The organism is Streptomyces sp. JLSY215, from assembly GCF_059682825.1.
The window spans coordinates 4,769,975-4,787,166 of sequence record NZ_CM185022.1; the positions used below are offsets into that span (position 1 = coordinate 4,769,975).

Sequence of the window (17,192 nt, forward strand, 5' to 3'; positions counted from 1 at the left end):
ACGAATGTTCGACGTGATCTCGAACGGGCCTGCGGGGGCACTGTCCCGGCTGCTCCGCTCAGCGGAGTACGGCGTCCGCTCAGCGGTCCGGTTCCGGGTCCTTGAGCCAGTTGATCAGCTCCGTGGAGAACGCCACGGGGTCCTCTTCGTGCGGGAAGTGCCCCAGCCCGTCGAAGAGCCGCCACCGGTACGGGGCCTCCACGTACTGGCCGGAGCCGGCCGCGCTGCGGGTGCGCATCACCGGGTCGAGGGAGCCGTGCAGATGCAGCGTCGGCACCCGTACGGGCATCTTCATGCGGCGGTTGAACTGGATGCCGTCCGGGCGGGCCATCGAGCGCACCATCCAGCGGTACGGCTCGATCGAGCAGTGCGCGGTCGAGGGGATGCTCATCGCGCGCTGGTAGACGGCGATGGCGTCGTCCTCGGGCAGCCGGGGCCCGGACCAGTCGCGGATCATGCGGCCGACCAGCGCCGCGTCGTCCGCGGTCAGCCGCCGTTCGGGCAGCCAGGGGCGCTGGAAGTTCCAGATGTGCGAGCTGCGGGCGCTCTGCCGTACGTCGGCGAGCATCGCCGAGCGCCAGCGCCGCGGATGCGGCATCGAGGAGACGGCGAGCCGGCGCACCAGCTTGGGCCGCATCACCGCCGCCGTCCAGGCGAGATAGCCGCCCAGATCGTGCCCGACCAGCGCGGCGTCCGGCTCGCCCAGGGAGCGCACGACGCCGGTGATGTCGAGGGCGAGGTTGGCCGGGTCGTAGCCGCGCGGGGTGCGGTCGCTGCCGCCGACGCCGCGCAGGTCCATCGCGACCGCCCGGAAGCCGGCGTCGGCGAGCGCGGGCAGCTGGTGGCGCCAGGTCCACCAGAACTGCGGGAAGCCGTGCAGCAGCAGCACCAGGGGGCCGTCGCCCATCTCGGCGATGTGGAAGCGCGCACCGTTCGCCGCGACGTCCCGGTGCGAGACCTCTCGCTCCCCGGGGACGTCGAGGCGTACGACCGAGGCGGTGCTGTCAGGGGCTGTCATACCGACGAGCGTGTCACAGACTCCAGGACCGGGTGGCCGTCCGCCGCGGCGCGCGGGTGTGGCTTGGCCTTCTGCAGTACGGCCGCGGTCTCCTTTGCGGAGCTGATCGACCGCTCCGGCTTCTTGATCTTCTTGATCTTGGCCATCGCGATCAGGACCAGCAGCCCGGCGATGACCAGGAAGGCGCCGCCCACGATCAGGAAGGACCAGGCCAGTCCGAGGCCGAGGTTGTGGATGCCGTACGCCGCCGCGAAACTCAGCACCGGCAGCGCGAACAGCGCCAGCGCACCCGCCACCACGAACGCGGCGCTGCCGATGCCGGCCCGCTTGGCGTCCTGCCGGATTTCCGCCTTGGCCAGCGCGATCTCGTCGTGCACCAGTGCGGACATCTCGGCGGTGGCCGTGGCCACCAGTTGTCCGAGGCTGCGGTCCGTGCTGCCGTCGGCTGCGCTCATCGCCGTCTCCCTCTTCTCTTCGCCCGGATGGCAAAGCCTCTCAGATCATGCCGGACCATCGTCTCCGGCGTGGGTGTCGGCGGCTACTTCGGCAAGGCGGCGGTGCTCGGCGGCCTTTGCCTCGTGGATCGCGGCCATCCGCAGGTGGTACTCGGGCTTGTCGAGTTCGTAGATGTCGGGGATGCCGTCCTGGTCCTCGTCCCGCTCCTCGTCCTCGCACAGCTTCTTGTACTTGTTGTTGCGGACCTTGAGCAGGACGCCCGCGAACACGGCGGCGAGCAGCGAGCCGATCAGCACCGATGCCTTGATCTCGGCGGCCAGCGCGAGGTCGTCGGAGAAGGCGAGTTCGCCGATGAGCAAAGAGACCGTGAAGCCGATGCCGGCCAGGGCGGCGACGGCGAAGACGTCCGGCCACTTGAGGTCGGGGTTGAGTTCGGCCCTGGTGAAGCGGGCGGTGACCCAGGTGCCGCCGAAGACGCCCAGTGCCTTGCCGACTATCAGGCCGAGGACGACGCCGAGCGTCTCGGGCCGGGTGAAGACGTCGTGGACCGCGCTGTCGGAGATGGACACGCCCGCGGAGAAGAGGGCGAACAGCGGCACCGCGAGACCGGCGGAGAGCGGGCGGACCAGGTGCTCGATGTGCTCGCCGGGGGACTGGCGCTCGCCGTCGTGGCGGTGGCAGCGCAGCATCAGGCCCATGGCGACGCCCGCGATGGTGGCGTGCACCCCGCTGTTCTCCATCAGGGCCCAGATGGCCAGCGCCAGCGGGACGTAGACGTACCAGCCGCGGACGCCCTTGCGGAGCAGCAGATAGAAGATCACCAGGCCGGCGACGGCGAGGCCGAGGGCCAGGAAATTGATCTTCGAGGTGAAGAACGCCGCGATGATCAGGATCGCGAAGAGGTCGTCGACGACGGCGAGGGTGAGCAGGAAGGCGCGCAGCGCCGAGGGCAGGGAGGTGCCGATGACGGCGAGGACGGCGAGTGCGAAGGCGATGTCCGTGGCGGTGGGAACAGCCCAGCCCTGTAGTGAGCCGCCGCCGATGCCGTTGACGACGGCGTAGACGATCGCGGGCATCGCCATGCCGCAGATCGCGGCGACCACCGGGAGGGCGGCGGATCTGGGGTCGCGCAGCTCGCCTGCGACCAGCTCGCGCTTGAGCTCGATGCCGGCGACGAAGAAGAAGACCGCGAGCAGGCCGTTGGCGGCCCAGTGCTGCACGGAAAGGTCCAGGCCCAGTGCGGCGGGGCCGAGATGGAAGTCGCGGATCGACGCGTAGCTGCCGCTCAGGGTGTTTGCCCAGATCAGGGCCACTACGGCGGCGACGAGGAGAAGCACCCCGCCGACGGTCTCGGCGCGCAGGGCCTCCGCGATGAAGTTCCGCTCCGGCAGGGGCATCCGGCCGAGGAATATGGAACGGCGGTTCTTCGGCGCGCTCACGGGTGACCTCCGGTCAATTCGGCAGCTGAGTACGGCTGTTGCAGTTGCCGACCAGACTTCCCGGCGCACCCTGAAATTCTTTGCGCTTCGTTAACGCGCCTACCACTTTACCGGGCGGGTGCAAGGGGCTAGCCAGTGGATCTCACCTTACGGGCATAACGGTCGAAAGGCCGCCGGAGTACGACGGAGGGGGCACCCGGCCTGCGCGGCCCGGTGCCCCCTCCGTGAGCGCTGGGGCTCAGTCCTCGCCGGCCGCGCTCGGCAGCTTCGCCTGGATCAGATCCATGACCGAGGAGTCGGTGAGCGTGGTGACGTCACCGAGGTCGCGGTTCTCGGCGACATCGCGCAGCAGCCGCCGCATGATCTTGCCGGAGCGGGTCTTGGGCAGCTCCGCGACCGGCAGGATCCGCTTGGGCTTGGCGATCGGGCCGAGCTGCTGGGCGACATGCGCGCGCAGCTCGTCGACCAGGCCCTCGTCCTCCGCCGCGTCGCCGCGCAGGATGACAAAGGCGCAGATGGCCTGGGTGGTCTGCGGGTCGGCGGCGCCGACGACCGCGGCCTCGGCCACCTTCGGGTGCGAGACCAGGGCCGACTCGACCTCGGTGGTGGAGATGTTGTGCCCGGAGACGAGCATGACGTCGTCCACCCGGCCCAGCAGCCAGATGTCGCCGTCCTCGTCCTTCTTGGCGCCGTCGCCCGCGAAGTACTTGCCCTCGAAGCGGGACCAGTACGTGTCCAGATAGCGCTGGTCGTCGCCCCAGATGGTGCGCAGCATCGACGGCCACGGCTCGGTGAGGACCAGATAGCCGCCGGCGCCGTCCGGCACCTCGTTGGCGTCGTCGTCCACCACGGTGGCGGCGATCCCGGGCAGCGGTACCTGCGCCGAGCCCGGCTTGGTTTCCGTGACGCCGGGCAGCGGGCTGAGCATCATCGCGCCGGTCTCGGTCTGCCACCAGGTGTCGACGATCGGCGTGGCGTCGGCCCCGATGTGCTTGCGGTACCAGATCCAGGCCTCGGGGTTGATCGGCTCACCGACCGACCCGAGGATCCGCAGCGAGGACAGGTCGAACTTCGCCGGGATGTCGTCGCCCCACTTCATGCAGGCGCGGATCGCGGTCGGCGCGGTGTAGAGGATCGTCACCTTGTACTTCTGGACGATCTCCCACCAGCGGCCCTGGTGCGGGGTGTCCGGCGTGCCTTCGTAGAGCACCTCGGTCGCGCCGTTGGAGAGCGGGCCGTAGGTGATGTACGAGTGGCCCGTGACCCAGCCGACGTCGGCGGTGCACCAGAAGACGTCGGTCTCCGGCTTGAGGTCGAAAACGGCGTGGTGGGTGTACGAGACCTGGGTGAGGTAGCCGCCGGTGGTGTGCAGGATGCCCTTGGGCTTCCCTGTCGTACCGGAGGTGTAGAGGATGAAGAGCGGGTGCTCGGCGTCGAACGCCTCGGGGGTGTGGGTCCCGCTCTGCCGCTCGACGATGTCGTGCCACCACACATCGCGGCCCTCGGTCCAGCCGATGTCCTCCTGGCCCGTACGGCGCACGACCAGCACGCTGCGTACCTTCTCCGTGCCGGGCCTGGTCAGCGCCTCGTCCACGGCGGGCTTGAGGGCGGATGCCTTGCCGCGGCGGTAGCCGCCGTCGGCGGTGATCACCACGCGGACGTCGGCGTCGTTGATACGGGTCGCCAGCGCGTCCGCGGAGAAGCCGCCGAAGACGACCGAATGCGGCGCGCCCAGGCGGGCGCAGGCCAGCATGGCGATGACCGCCTCCGGGATCATCGGCAGATAGATGGCGACCCGGTCGCCGGTCTGCACACCCAGCTCGATCAGGGCGTTGGCGGCCTTGGAGACCTCCTGCTGGAGCTCGGCGTAGGTGATGGTGCGGGTGTCGCCGGGCTCGCCCTCGAAGTGGATGGCGACCCGGTCACCCAGGCCGTTCTCCACATGCCGGTCCACGCAGTTGTAGGCGACATTGAGCTTGCCGTCCGCGAACCACTTCGCGAAGGGCGGGTTGGACCAGTCGAGTGTCTGGGTGGGCTCGACCGCCCACTTGAGGCGGGTGGCCTGTTCGGCCCAGAAGCCCAGCCGATCCGCCGCGGCCTGTTCGTACGCGGCAGCCTTGACGTTGGCATGCGCGGCCAGATCGGCGGGCGGTGCGAACCGTCGCTCCTCTTTCAACAGGTTGGCCAGGCTTTCGTTGCTCACGACATCTCCCATTCCCAGGGCGTCCGATGTGTCCCCGGGCCCTAGCTCATCAGCCCATGCCCGGCCGTGACAAGGTCTGTGGATAAATATTGGTTTAGACCTGTCAAATATCGGTCCGTTCCAGGGCCGTTCGGGGGATGCCGCGCAGGTCAGACCCTGGCCGGCGCCGGCTCGCCGCAGACCGCCGAGAACCGTCCGGTGGCCTCGTCGAGCACATACGCCTGCGCGTCACCGACATGGAAATACATGCCGTGCAGCGCGAGCGAACCCTCCGCCACCCGGCGGGCCACGCACGGGTGCGCCCGCAGATGGTCGAGCTGCTGCCGGACGTTGACGAGCGCCAGCCGTTCCTGGTCGTCGGCCACCGGCCGGTTGTCGAGGGCGACCTCGCCCCGGCCCAGCCGTCCGATGCGCGCCATACGGGCCAGACTCGGCCCGCCGTGCCGCAGCCACCGGGAGAGCGGGGTCGGTTCGGTCTCGCCCGGCGCCGCGGAGGCCAGCAGCGCTCCCATCGCACCGCACCCCGAATGCCCGCAGACCGTGATCGAGCCGACCCGCAGCACCTCCACCGCGTACTCGATCGCCGCCGCCACCGAGTCACAGGAGGCGTCCGAGCCGGGCGGCGGCATCAGGTTGCCCACATTGCGGACGGTGAACAGATCGCCCGGTCCACTGGACGTGATCATGCTCGTGACCAGCCGGGAGTCGGCGCAGGTCAGGAACAGCTGGGTGGGCCGCTGGCCCTCGCGCGCCAGCCGGGCCAGCTCCTCGCGCACCAGCGGGGCCGTATGGCGCTGGAAGGCGCTGAGCCCGCCCAGCAGTTGGCTGCCGCTGCTCTGCGGCGCCGACTCGGGGGCCGGGGCGGGCCGGGTGCAGTGGTGATTGCGCCACGGAGTCCAGGGGCGGCAGGAGTGCGCGCTGGCGGGCTCGGCGATGGGACGGCCCGAACGGCCCCCGAGGGTGACCCAGCCGCCGTGCGCGCGGTGCCCGGCGGACCAGGACCGCAGCGCCTCGTAAGCGGCATGGTCCATGAACGATCCGCACAGCTCGACGACCACATTGGCGCGGGCCGGCACCAGTGCGAGCGCCCGGGTCAGCCGCGGCACCGCCAGGAACGTCAACTGCCCGCTGACCCGCACCCGGTGGCAGTCGGCCTCCTCGGTGACCGCGATACGGGTGTGGGTCAGCCGCCGCAGTGCCAGGAACACCGAGACCGCGATGCCCGTTGCCACGCCCTGCAGTACGCCGAGGACCACGACCGCGCCCAAGGTGGCGGCGTACACCGGGAATTCGCGGTGCCGCTGCACATGGCGGATATGCGCGAAGCTCACCATCCGTACGCCGACGACCATCACCAGGGCGGCCAGCGAAGCCAGCGGGATCAGCTCCAGCGTCCCGGCCAGCAGGCCCGCGCAGACCAGCACCCATACGCCGTGCAGCACCGTTGCGCGCCGGGTCGCCGCGCCCGCCTTGACGTTCGCCGAGCCGCGCATCGCGCCACCGGAGACGGGCATGCCGCCCAGCAGACCGGAGACGACGTTGGCGACGCCCTGCCCGGCCAGCTCGCGATTGAGCTGCGAACGGCCCTCGGGGGCGCCGGGCTGCTCGGCCGCGAGACGGTCCACCGCCACCGCGGACAGCAGGGACTCCATGCTGGCCACCAGGGTGACGGTCAGTACCGCGGCGGCGGCCGCCGGCCAGGAGGCGTCCGGCAGCGCGGGCAGTTCGGGCAGCCGCCAGGACGGCAGATCGACCCGCGGCACCGCCGTCCCGGCGCTGATCGCCGTTGCGGCGAGGACGGCGGCCAGCGGGGCCGGGATCACCCGCGCCCAGCGCCCGCCGCGCCCCGGCAGGCGCTTCCAGCCGGCCAGTACGGCGACGGTGACGGCGCCGATCAGCAGGGCGGCGACGTGCGGGTGCTCCAACTGGCCGGGCAGCGCGGCGACGTTGTCCAGCGCCGAGCTGTCGGGGCTGCCGCCGAGCACCACATGCAGCTGCCCGACGGCGATCGTCACGCCGATCCCGGCCAGCATGCCGTGCACGATCGCCGGGCTGATGGCCAGCGCCGCGCGGGCCACCCGCAGCGCCCCGAGGGCGAGTTGGGCGAGGCCGGCGAGGACGGTGATGGCGCACGTGGCGCGCCAGCCGTAGCGCTGTACGAGGTCGGCGGTGATCACCAGCAGGCCGGTGGCCGCGCCGGTGACCTGGAGCGGGGCGCCGCCGAGCAGGCCGGCGACGATGCCGCCCACGGCCGCGGCGACCAGGCCCGCCTGCGGCGGGGCGCCGGTGGCGAGGGCGATGCCGAGCGACAGGGGCACGGCGAGCAGGAAGACGACGATCGAGGCGGACAGGTCCCGGCGCAGCGTCGCGCGGCGGGGCTTCTCGGCACGGGGCTCGGGTACGGGATGCGCAGGGATCTCGGACGGGATCTCGGACGGGATCCCGGACGGGAGCTCGGCGGGGTGCGGGGCGCGCGGCTTCGGCGGCGGCGACTTCTCGATCTGCGACATTCCCGTCTCCTCCGGGGCGACGCGGTCGCGCGGGGCGCGATCGTGGGCGGCGGTGTACTGCGGCGGGACGCGAGCCGGCCGGCCGGGCGGTCGCCGTGCGGGTGGCAGTCCGGCGACTCTCAGGCTTCGGTACGGCTCAAGCTTTTTATACGACTCTCAAGCTTCGGTAAATGGATCGTAATGACACGTAAAGGCAAAGGGAAGGTTTTTCGGGCATACGACGCAGTCATTCCACCTATCGGGTGAATTTAAATGACCATTAGGCTGCCCTTTTCCCGTTCTCTCCGGTCTTGTGTCGTCTGCGGGTAGTTCTTCCGATAAATCACTCGGAAGGTGCTGCGGCACCGGGATTGAGGTGGGCCGATGACGGCACCGTCGAAGGTCACGGCATCCATAGCGGCGGCGGTGGCGCTGGCCGCGATAGCCGGCTGTGGCGGGTCCCTCCGTGGCGGCCCGGCACCGCACTCCAGGAAGGGACGGGTCGCGCCGCACGCCCCCGCCCAGACGGTTCGGCTCATCGGCGACGGCTCCACCGCCTACACCGGAGAGCAGCCCAACCAGCCCACCCCCGTCCCCCTCGAGCCGGGCAAACGGCCCCCGCAGTTCGTGGTGTTCTCCTGGGACGGCGCGGGTGAGGACGGTCAGCGGCTGTTCTCGCACTTCCGGGCGGTCGGCAGGAAGTACCAGGCGACCATGACGTTCTTCGTCAGCGGCGTCTATCTGCTCCCGGAGGACAAGCGGAGCCTGTACGTCCCGCCCCGGCACGCCCCCGGTACCTCGGCGATCGGCTTCAACGACGTCCAGGGAGTCAAGGACACCGTGACGCAGATGCGCGGCGCCTGGCGGGAGGGCCACGAGATAGGCACGCATTTCAACGGCCACTTCTGCGGCCCCCGGGGCGTCGGTGTCTGGACGCCGGACGAATGGATCAGCGAGATCGAGCAGGCCGAGGAGTTCGTCAAGCACTGGAAGACCAACTCGGGCCTGATATCCGAGCGGCCGTTGCCGTTCGACTACTCCCAGGAGCTGGTCGGCGGGCGGGCGCCCTGTCTGGAGGGGCAGCGCAATCTGCTGCCCGCCGCCAGGGCGATGGGCTTCCGCTACGACGCCAGCTCGCCCGGGGGGCGGCAGACCTGGCCGCGCAGGACCGGCGGCATCTGGGACTTCCCGTTGCAGGCGATACCGCTGCCCGGCCGGGGCCGCGAGACCCTCTCGATGGACTACAACTTCCTCGCCAACCAGTCCGGCACCACCCATGGCAATCGCGCCCTGCACGCCACCTGGGGCAGGCAGATGCTCGGCGGCGTCATGGAAGGGTTCGAGCGGGCCTACCACGGCAATCGCGCACCGCTGTTCATCGGCGACCACTTCGAGTCCTGGAACGGCGGCACCTACATGGCGGCCGTCGAGAAGGCCATCAAGACCATCTGCCCCAGAGAAGGCGTCCGGTGCGTCAGCTTCAAGCAGCTGGCCGACTGGCTGGACGCGCAGCAGCCCGACGTACTGGCCAGACTGCGCAAGCTGCGGGTGGGTGAGTCCCCGAAGGGCGGCTGGGCTTCGTATCTCGCCGACACGGCCGATCTCCCCGGCGCTGCCGATGGCACCCCGTACGCCCCGACGGGCTGGCCGTACGCCCCGACGGGCGGGCCGGACGGGCCGGTGCTGCCCGCCGGTGCGGACGCGCGGACCAGGCCCGTCAGGCCTCTCGGACCCGTCACGCCCCTCGGACCCATCAGGCCGGCTGCGGAGTAGCCGCCTCCTCCAACAGCACGAAGGCGGGGTCGACCTGGGCTGCCAGGTCGGCGCCCGTCTTGGCGTTGCCCCAGCTCTCGGCGTTCTTGAGGTGGAAGTGCACCATCTGACGGGTGTAGCGCTCCCAGTCGCGCCGCTCGTACGAGGCATCGGCCGCGTGGTGCAGTGCCGTGAGGGCGCGGCGGTTGGCCGTCTCCAGCTGCGCAAAGGCGGCCGGGCGGCCCTTCTCCATGGCACGCACCCAGTCGGAGTGCCCGACGGTCACCAGCAGGTCTTCGCCCACCTCGGAGCGCAGATACGCCAGGTCGTCCGGGCCCTGGACCTTGTTGCCCACCACCTTCAGGGGGACGCCGAAATCCCGGGCGTACTCCTTGTACTGGCGGTAGACGGCGATGCCCTTACGGGTCGGCTCGGCCACCAGGAAGGTCATGTCGAAGCGGGTGAACATCCCGGAGGCGAACGAATCCGAACCAGCCGTCATATCGACGACGACATACTCCGTGCGGCCGTCCACCAGGTGATTCAGGCACAACTCCACCGCGCCGACCTTGGAGTGATAGCAGGCCACGCCCAGGTCGGACTCGGTGAACGGGCCGGTCGCCATGAGTCGCACGGAGCCGTCGTCCAGCGGCACGGTCCGGGCGCAGGCGTCGTAGACGGGGTTGTCCTCGCACACCCGCAGCAGGCGTGAGCCCTCGCCCGGTGGCGTGGTCTTGATCATCGTTTCGGCGGAGGGGAGCCGGGGGTTGCTGCCGCGCAAGTAGTCCTTGATCAACGGGAGATGGGCGCCCATCGCGGGAAGCGTGGCGGCCGCGTCCTCGTCCAGGCCGAGGGCGGCGCCCAGATGCTGGTTGATGTCGGCGTCCACTGCGATCACGGGGATCCGGGACGCGGCGAGATGGCGGATGAACAGGGAGGACAGGGTGGTCTTGCCGCTGCCGCCCTTGCCTACGAAAGCGATCTTCATGTTCACCAAGGGTAATCGTCATATCGCGTTGGGTGAGAGCGGTACGTGAAGAAGACCACTCCTTCGAGGGGTCCGGCCTGGTGGTGCGTAGGGTCATACCCATGGCTGCACACTCCCGGGGCGAGACCCCCGCACCCCCGAACGCCGGCGCCGATCCGCTCGCCGCCCTGGCGTCGCTCCCGGGGGTTGCCGACGCGGTGGACTCCGTACGCAAGGGCGTCGACCGGGTGTATGGGCACCGGATCATGCGACGCCGCAGCAATGAGGTCACCTCCGAGGCGGCGCTGCGCGGAGCGCGCGGTTCCGCGGCGCTCGCGGGGGCCGACTGGGCGCTGGAGGAGGTCCGGCGGCGCACCGACTTCGGCGTCGACGGTGAGCCGCGGACGGTCGGCGCCGCGCTGCGGCTGACGGCGGAGGCCGGGCAGCTGCTCAGCGTCTGGCGGCAGTCGCCGCTGCGGGTGCTGGCGCGGCTGCATCTGGTGGCGGCCGGCGGCGAGGCGCCGGACGAAACGGTGGGGCGGCCCCGGCTGGGCGCCGAGCCGGTGGACGAGCCGCTGATCGAGCTGCCGCTGCCGGACGCCCAGGAGGTCGCGGGGAGGCTGGACGGGCTGGCACGGCTGCTGCTGGCCGGCAGCGAGGCCCCGGCCCTCGTGACGGCCGCGGTGGTGCACGGCGAGCTGCTGGCGCTGCGGCCCTTCGGGTCGTACAACGGGCTGGTCGCGCGGGCGGCCGAGCGGATCGTGCTGGTCGGCAGCGGGCTGGACCCGAAGTCCATCTGTCCGGCCGAGGTCGGACACGCCGAACTGGGGCGCGCGGCGTATCTGGCGGCCTTGGAGGGCTACGTCTCGGGGACACCGGACGGTGTCGCGGCCTGGATCGCGCACTGCGGCCGCGCGGTGGACCTGGGCTCGCGGGAGAGCACGGCGGTCTGCGAGGCGCTGCAGCGCGGCGCGGCGTGAGCCGGTCCGGCGCGGCGCAGGCGGGGCCGGCGCGGCACAAGCAGGCTCAAGGGCGCTCGCCCCGATGGGCGGCGCCCCTGACGGCCCTTTGACAGGGCCGTATTACCTGCCCTGAAAAAGGGGTTGCGGCGGTACCGGTGCTACTTGGTACCGCCGCTGGCATGTCTGTCGCGTGACCATGCGTGCACGATATTTGCCCATCAGGTCGGAAACTTTGTCCGTTACCTGGTGCGGCTGGCCCGTAATCGACGGGTCGGCGTCGCGTGGGTGCCCGACTTTCATGCATCGGTCCGTGGGCCTTGCTGCGTTTTCAGGTAGTCCTCTCGGATGTCCTTGGTCTCGCGGGCCGTTAAGTCCTTTGTACTACTGATACGGGGCAAGTGGAACCCCAGGCCGCAGATATTTACGTATTGCCTCAAATCCGGGCAATGCGAGCGAGGTGTTTGGTCGTCGTCCGGCGCCGGCTCGTGTACCAGACCAGGCCCGCGGTGGCCGCCGCCGCACCCACCGCGGCGACGGCGGCGAGCACCGGCCGAGGGGGCAGCGTCAGTGCCGGCAGTCGCTGCTTGAGCGGGACCGGCCGGTTGAAGGAGAGCACCGGCCAGCCGCGCGTCACCGCCTCGCGGCGCAGTGCCCGGTCCGGATTGACCGCGAAGGCGTGGCCGACCGCTTCCAGCATCGGGACGTCGGTTGCCGAGTCGCTGTATGCGTAGCAGCGCTCCAAGTCGTAGCCCTCGGAAGCGGCGAGCTCCCGGACGGCCTGCGCCTTGGTCGGCCCGTAGGCGTAGTACTCCACCTCGCCGGTGAAGCAGCCGTCGTCGCCGACCACCATCCTGGTGGCCACCACCCGGTCGGCGCCCAGGAGTTGGCCGATCGGCTCGACGACCTCGGCGCCCGAGGTGGAGACGATGACGACGTCCCGCCCGGCGGCGTGATGTTCTTCGATGAGCGAGGCCGCCTCGTCGTAAATGATCGGGTCGATCAGGCCGTGCAGCGTTTCGGCGACGATCTCCCGGACCTGGGCCACATCCCAGCCGCGGCAGAGAGAGGAGAGATATTCGCGCATGCGCTCCATCTGGTCGTGATCCGCACCGCCGGCGAGGAACACGAACTGGGCATACGCGGTGCGCAGGACGGCACGGCGATTGATCAGGCCGCCTTGGTAGAACGACTTGCTGAAGGCCAGCGTGCTCGACTTTGCAATCACGGTCTTGTCCAAGTCGAAGAACGCGGCAGTACGGGGCGTCGAGTGAGGCACGGAGTGGTTTTCCACGGGGTGAGCATAGGGGCAACCATTCGGCGTAAGGTGTGGCGCGTGGGTTTGCCTGAGAAGGCTCTCGGGTACACCATGGAAGTCACGGATCGTTCGCGACCGTGCTAACCCGGTCCGGCTCCTCCCCCCCCGAGTCGGCCGTGGGGACGACCCCCGCTCTCCCCCCCGGCGGGGGTCGTCGCATGTCCGGACGCCTTTTGCGTCACCGGACCCGGATCCGGATCTTCCTCTTCGCCCGCGCCGCGCTCCTTGATGACGGGCGTCACCCATAACTCCCTGTAGTTGCTGCACTGCGCTGCGAAAGCTCTTCTTCGTGCCCGATCTCCTTGTCGGTCTTCGTCCCGCTCTGTGCCCCCAGAAGTACGCGTTCGTAGCTGGAATAGGTGACGGGGATATTCACAGCCGCGGAGTTGTCCACAGATTTGCTTCAAGATCCACGGGATTTTCCCGATCGCTGCATCGTAAAAGCCCGCGAGTTCGCGGATGCGTGAGTTGTGTAGCGATAGGGGGACGGAACGTGGCTGGATCCAGGGCATCCGATCGACCGGATCACCAGGAGAACGGAAACAGCGAAGAGCGGGGCGTGCCGCTGCTCATCACCGAGGACGAAGGACTTCTCGACGACCTTCTCCGGCTGTGCGCCGCGGCCGGTGCGCTGCCCGAAGTGGCGCCCGGCCGGCCGGCCCGGAACGGCCACTGGGAAAGGGCGCCCCTGGTGATCGTCGGGGCGGACCGCGCGGCCCGGCTGGGCGGCGTCGCGCGGCGCGAGGGCGTGGTGGTCGCCGGCCGCGACGCCGACGATCCCGCGCTCCTGCGCCAGGCGGTCGCCATCGGGGCGGAACGGGTGCTGGCGCTCCCCGACGGCGAACGCTGGCTGGCCGACCGGATCGCCGACGCCGTCGAGGGCGTCGGGCCACCGGCCCGCACGGTCGGCGTCATCGGCGGCTGCGGCGGGGCCGGGGCGAGCACCGTGGCCTGCGCCCTCGCCGTCACGGCGGCCCGTACGGAAGCGCGCACCATGCTGGTGGACGGCGATCCCTTGGGCGGCGGGCTCGACGTCCTGCTGGGTGGAGAGAAGGAACAGGGCCTGCGCTGGCCCGCGTTCTCCGAATCGCGCGGCCGGGTGGCCGGCGGAGCCCTGGCGGAGTCGCTGCCGCTGCTGCACTCCCTGCGGGTGCTCAGCTGGGACCGGCGCGGCGAGGCCGCCATCCCGCCACCGGCCATGCGCGCGGTGCTCGCGGCGGCGCGCCGACGCGGCGGCGTCGTGGTGGCGGATCTGCCCCGCAGGGTCGACGACGCGGTGGCGGAGGCGCTTGCGCAGCTGGACCTTGGGCTGCTGATCGTCCCGGCGGAGCTGCGCGCGGTCGCGGCGGCGCGGCGGGTGGCGGCGGGGGTGCGCGACGTGCTCGGCGACGTCCGGGTGGTCGTACGCGGAGTGCCCGGACCGGACCCGGGGCTGGATCCGGACGAGATCGGCTGCCTGCTGGGGCTGCCGTTGGCCGGTGAAGTTGCCTGGGACGCGGACCTGTTGGGTGATCTGCGACGGGAGGTGCCGCCGGGGGCCGATCCGCGGCGGCCCCTGGCTCGGTTCTGTACGGCTTTCTGGGAGCGGGTGTTGGCGCCCTCGGGCTCGCCCCCGTCCCGGCCGGCTGTCGGGCGGCCGGACGTTACGAGCGTCCGGGGCGGTGTCCGCGCATGACCGGCCGGGATCTGCTGGACGGGGTGCGCAGGCGGCTGGCCGAGGCCGGGGCGGAACCGACGCCGGCCCGGGTGGCGGTGGCGCTGCGGGAGGAGGGGCGGCTCCTGGGGGACGCCGAAGTGCTGGGCGTGGTGGCCGCGTTGCGTTCCGAGATGGTGGGCAGCGGGCCGCTGGAGCCGCTGCTGGCCGCGCCGGACGTCACGGACGTCCTGGTCACCGCGCCGGACGAGGTATGGGTGGACCGGGGCGGCGGTCTCGAGCGCGCGGCGGTGCGCTTCCGGGACGAGGCGGAGGTGCGTCGGCTCGCACAGCGGCTGGCGGCGGTGGCCGGACGCCGCCTCGACGATGCCCACCCCTGGCTCGACGCCCGGCTCCCGAACGGCACCCGGCTGCATGCCGTGCTGCCCCCGGTGGCCGTGGTTGGGACCTGCCTCTCCCTGCGGGTACTCCGCCCCCGGGCCTTCACCCTCGCCGACCTGGTGGCGGCCGGGACGGTCCCACCGGGCGGCGACCGGCTGCTCACGGCCGTGCTGGCGGCCCGGCTGTCCTTTGTGATCAGCGGCGGCACGGGCTCGGGCAAGACGACGCTGCTCAGCACCCTGCTGGGACTGGTCGGCCCGGACGAGCGGATCGTCCTGGCCGAGGATTCGGCGGAACTGTGCCCGGACCATCCCCATGTGGTGCGACTGGAGACCCGCCCCGCCAACCAGGAGGGCGTAGGGCGGGTGACGCTACGGGACCTCGTACGGCAGGCGCTGCGGATGCGGCCCGACCGGCTGGTGGTCGGTGAGGTGCGGGGCGCCGAGGTCACCGATCTGCTGGCGGCCCTGAACACGGGGCATGAGGGCGGCTGCGGCACCGTGCATGCCAATGCCGCGTGCGATGTGCCCGCCCGCCTCGAGGCCCTTGGCTCGACGGCCGGGCTGGACCGCGCCGCCCTGCACAGCCAGCTGGCCGCCGCGCTCTCCGTCGTCCTGCATCTCGTGCGGGACCGGTGCGGGCGTCGGCGGATCGCCGAGATCCATGTCCTGGAGCGGGACCGCGACGGATTCGTGGTGACCGTACCGGCCGCGGTCTGGGGCCCGGACGGCTTCCAGGAGGCGCGTGGCCGAGGGCGGTTGGCGGAGCTCTGCGCGCGGGGCGGCGAGCGGTGACGGGCGCTGTGGGGCCGGGGGCGGCGGTGGTGGCGGTGCTCTGCGCGGGGGCGGCCGGGTGGCTGGGCGCCGAGGGGCGGGACGATGCGCGACGGCGGGCTCGGGCGTTGCTCGGGAATGGCGGGGAGGCGCCGGAACCGGCGGCCCGGCGGGTCCGGTGGGCCTGGTGGCGGCGTGCGGGTCGTTGGTGGCGTGGGCGCATCGGGCCGGAGGCCTGGTGCTTCCCGGCGGGGCTCGGGGTCGGTGTGGCCGGCGTGTCCGTGGTGCCCGTGCTCGCCGCGCCGGTCGCCGCGTACGCCGTCCGCCGGTGGCTGGCCGCCCGCGCCGATGAGCGCGAACGAGACCGGCGGACGGCCGCGGTGATCGGACTGTGCGCCGCCGTGGCGGGTGAACTGCGCGCCGGACAGCAACCGGACCGGGCCCTGCTCGCCAACGGGGTGCCGGGCCTCGGCAAGGAGGGAGCGGCGGTGTCGGCGGCCGCGCGCTACGGAGGCGATGTCCCGCAGGCGCTGCGTGCGGCGGCGCGGCTGCCCGGAGCCGAGGGGCTGACCGGGATGGCGGCGTGCTGGCAGGTCGCGGTGCAGGGAGGCGCCGGGCTCGCCTCCGGGCTGGAGCGGATCGCGGCCGGCCTCAGGGCGCGATGCGACCAACGGGACGAATTACGCGCCCAGTTGGCGGGACCGCGGGTCACGGCTCTGATGCTCGCGCTGCTTCCGTTGGCCGGGCTGCTGATGGGCGGCGCGCTCGGCGCCGACCCGTTACGGGTGCTGCTGCACACCCCGGCGGGATGGGGCTGCCTGGTGATCGGCGGGCTACTGGAGTGCGGCGGCGTGGCCTGGGCGGCACGGATCGTCGCGGCGGCCGGCGAGGAGAGGGGGACGCGGTGAGCGTGGAGGTTGTCGACGCGGAAGTTATCCACAGCCTGGGGATGACGAGTTCGATCGTGGCGGCGGTTTCGGCCGTGACGGCGGCGGTGTGCGCGATCGCTCTGGTGGGGGAGGCGCGCCGCGGGCGGATCGTACGGAAACGGGCCCGAGCGATGCTCGGGGACGGCGGCGGGCGGGTGGTGCGGCGCCGGGAAGCGAGTGGGGCGCAGGGTGACGGGCGGCTGGGGCGTCTGCTGAAGGAGTGGGCGGGACCGCTGGGCGCGGCGGGGTTCGTGATCATTCTCGTCGGTGGAGCGGCCGGTGTCCTGGCGGGGTTGGCCGCGGGCGGCGGGGCCCGCCTCTGGCTCGCACGGCAACGGGCCGCGGAGGCCGGCCGATCGGCGGAGGCCGCAGTACGCGCCGAACTGGCACCGGCCGCCGATCTGTTGGCCGCCACCCTCGCCGCCGGGGCCGGTCCGAGGGAGTCGGCGGAGGCGGTGGGCCGGTCGCTGGACGGGACCGTCGCCGAGCGACTGCGCCAAGTGGCGGCGGAACTCCGCCTCGGTGGCGAACCGGCCGTCGTATGGCCGAGGTTGGCGGCGGCCCTGCCCGGAGCCGAGGGGCTGGCGCGCTGTCTGGAGCGCGCCGGGATATCGGGCGTGCCGGCCGTCGAGTCGATGTCCCGTATCGCGGCCGAGCTGCGCGCGGAGCACGGCAGAACGGCCGCCGCGCGGGCCCGGCGGGCGGGGGTGCTGGTCACCCTGCCGCTGTCGGCGTGCTTCCTGCCGGCGTTCTTGATGCTCGGTGTGGCGCCAGTGCTGATCGGCCTGGCAGGCGGACTGCTGGGACGTAACTGAGGGATGTAACCGAGCCACGGGGCGCGATCCATGAGCCGT

13 protein-coding genes are annotated in these 17,192 nt (G+C 71.7%); 6 read left to right on the forward strand and 7 right to left on the reverse strand.

Going from position 1 to position 17,192, the window contains the following annotated elements:
• Nucleotides 1-79 precede the first annotated feature (79 nt).
• The 5 genes from AC5677_RS21380 to AC5677_RS21400 all read right to left on the reverse strand — a co-directional run bounded on the left by AC5677_RS21380 (nt 80) and on the right by AC5677_RS21400 (nt 7,626).
• Complete coding sequence (locus tag AC5677_RS21380; RefSeq protein ID WP_497189527.1) at nt 80-1,018, reverse strand: alpha/beta fold hydrolase; 939 nt, start codon at nt 1,016-1,018, stop codon at nt 80-82.
• Nucleotides 1,015-1,473, reverse strand: coding sequence for a phage holin family protein (locus AC5677_RS21385; RefSeq protein ID WP_497189528.1), 459 nt, complete (start codon nt 1,471-1,473; stop codon nt 1,015-1,017). The genes AC5677_RS21380 and AC5677_RS21385 overlap by 4 nt, the downstream gene beginning before the upstream one ends.
• Before the next feature lie 45 nt (nt 1,474-1,518).
• Nucleotides 1,519-2,871, reverse strand: a complete 1,353-nt coding sequence (nhaA, locus tag AC5677_RS21390; protein WP_497196705.1) for a Na+/H+ antiporter NhaA — start codon at nt 2,869-2,871, stop codon at nt 1,519-1,521.
• Between the two features lie 280 nt (nt 2,872-3,151).
• The gene (acs, locus tag AC5677_RS21395) at nt 3,152-5,116 is read right to left on the reverse strand and encodes an acetate--CoA ligase (RefSeq protein WP_497189529.1); all 1,965 of its coding nucleotides are present in this window, start codon (nt 5,114-5,116) and stop codon (nt 3,152-3,154) included.
• A gap of 149 nt (nt 5,117-5,265) precedes the next feature.
• Nucleotides 5,266-7,626, reverse strand: a complete 2,361-nt coding sequence (locus AC5677_RS21400; protein WP_497189530.1) for a SulP family inorganic anion transporter — start codon at nt 7,624-7,626, stop codon at nt 5,266-5,268.
• Nucleotides 7,627-7,989: 363 nt separating this feature from the next.
• Here AC5677_RS21400 and AC5677_RS21405 point away from each other — a divergent pair, with 363 nt between their 5' ends.
• Nucleotides 7,990-9,378 (forward strand): polysaccharide deacetylase family protein, encoded by a 1,389-nt coding sequence (locus AC5677_RS21405; protein WP_497189531.1) that lies wholly within the window; start codon nt 7,990-7,992, stop codon nt 9,376-9,378.
• Here AC5677_RS21405 and AC5677_RS21410 read toward each other — a convergent pair.
• Complete coding sequence (locus AC5677_RS21410) at nt 9,359-10,345, reverse strand: ATP-binding protein (protein WP_497189532.1); 987 nt, start codon at nt 10,343-10,345, stop codon at nt 9,359-9,361. The genes AC5677_RS21405 and AC5677_RS21410 overlap by 20 nt on opposite strands.
• A gap of 101 nt (nt 10,346-10,446) precedes the next feature.
• On the opposite strand from AC5677_RS21410, the gene AC5677_RS21415 reads away from it, so the two are divergent.
• Nucleotides 10,447-11,304: a Fic family protein gene (locus AC5677_RS21415; RefSeq protein WP_497189533.1), complete on the forward strand. Its 858-nt coding sequence runs from the start codon at nt 10,447-10,449 to the stop codon at nt 11,302-11,304.
• Nucleotides 11,305-11,719: 415 nt separating this feature from the next.
• Here AC5677_RS21415 and AC5677_RS21420 read toward each other — a convergent pair whose 3' ends face one another.
• Nucleotides 11,720-12,577 carry an HAD family hydrolase gene (locus AC5677_RS21420; protein ID WP_497189534.1) on the reverse strand — a complete coding sequence of 286 codons (858 nt, stop codon included), beginning with the start codon at nt 12,575-12,577 and terminating at the stop codon, nt 11,720-11,722.
• A gap of 517 nt (nt 12,578-13,094) precedes the next feature.
• Between AC5677_RS21420 and ssd the strand changes: the two genes are divergently transcribed.
• Genes ssd through AC5677_RS21440 form a run of 4 tightly spaced genes read left to right on the forward strand, consistent with a single transcriptional unit; the run spans nt 13,095 to nt 17,153 of the window.
• Nucleotides 13,095-14,276, forward strand: a complete 1,182-nt coding sequence (ssd, locus tag AC5677_RS21425) for a septum site-determining protein Ssd (protein WP_497189535.1) — start codon at nt 13,095-13,097, stop codon at nt 14,274-14,276.
• Nucleotides 14,273-15,430 (forward strand): TadA family conjugal transfer-associated ATPase, encoded by a 1,158-nt coding sequence (locus tag AC5677_RS21430; RefSeq protein WP_497189536.1) that lies wholly within the window; start codon nt 14,273-14,275, stop codon nt 15,428-15,430. Before ssd ends, AC5677_RS21430 begins: the two co-directional genes overlap by 4 nt.
• Nucleotides 15,427-16,317, forward strand: coding sequence for a type II secretion system F family protein (locus AC5677_RS21435; RefSeq protein ID WP_497189537.1), 891 nt, complete (start codon nt 15,427-15,429; stop codon nt 16,315-16,317). Before AC5677_RS21430 ends, AC5677_RS21435 begins: the two co-directional genes overlap by 4 nt.
• Entirely contained in the window at nt 16,314-17,153 is an 840-nt protein-coding gene (locus AC5677_RS21440) for a type II secretion system F family protein (RefSeq protein ID WP_497189538.1), read from the forward strand. The genes AC5677_RS21435 and AC5677_RS21440 overlap by 4 nt, the downstream gene beginning before the upstream one ends.
• The last annotated feature ends 39 nt before the right edge of the window (nt 17,154-17,192 follow it).

Excerpts from the sequence above, each read along its gene's own strand:
- AC5677_RS21380 (WP_497189527.1), bottom strand. The coding sequence starts at position 1,018 with ATGACAGCCCCTGACAGCACCGCCTCGGTCGTACGCCTCGACGTCCCC.
- AC5677_RS21385 (WP_497189528.1), bottom strand. The coding sequence starts at position 1,473 with ATGAGCGCAGCCGACGGCAGCACGGACCGCAGCCTCGGACAACTGGTG.
- nhaA (WP_497196705.1), bottom strand. The coding sequence starts at position 2,871 with ATGCCCCTGCCGGAGCGGAACTTCATCGCGGAGGCCCTGCGCGCCGAG.
- AC5677_RS21400 (WP_497189530.1), bottom strand. The coding sequence starts at position 7,626 with ATGTCGCAGATCGAGAAGTCGCCGCCGCCGAAGCCGCGCGCCCCGCAC.
- AC5677_RS21405 (WP_497189531.1), top strand. The coding sequence starts at position 7,990 with ATGACGGCACCGTCGAAGGTCACGGCATCCATAGCGGCGGCGGTGGCG.
- AC5677_RS21410 (WP_497189532.1), bottom strand. The coding sequence starts at position 10,345 with ATGAAGATCGCTTTCGTAGGCAAGGGCGGCAGCGGCAAGACCACCCTG.
- AC5677_RS21415 (WP_497189533.1), top strand. The coding sequence starts at position 10,447 with ATGGCTGCACACTCCCGGGGCGAGACCCCCGCACCCCCGAACGCCGGC.
- AC5677_RS21430 (WP_497189536.1), top strand. The coding sequence starts at position 14,273 with ATGACCGGCCGGGATCTGCTGGACGGGGTGCGCAGGCGGCTGGCCGAG.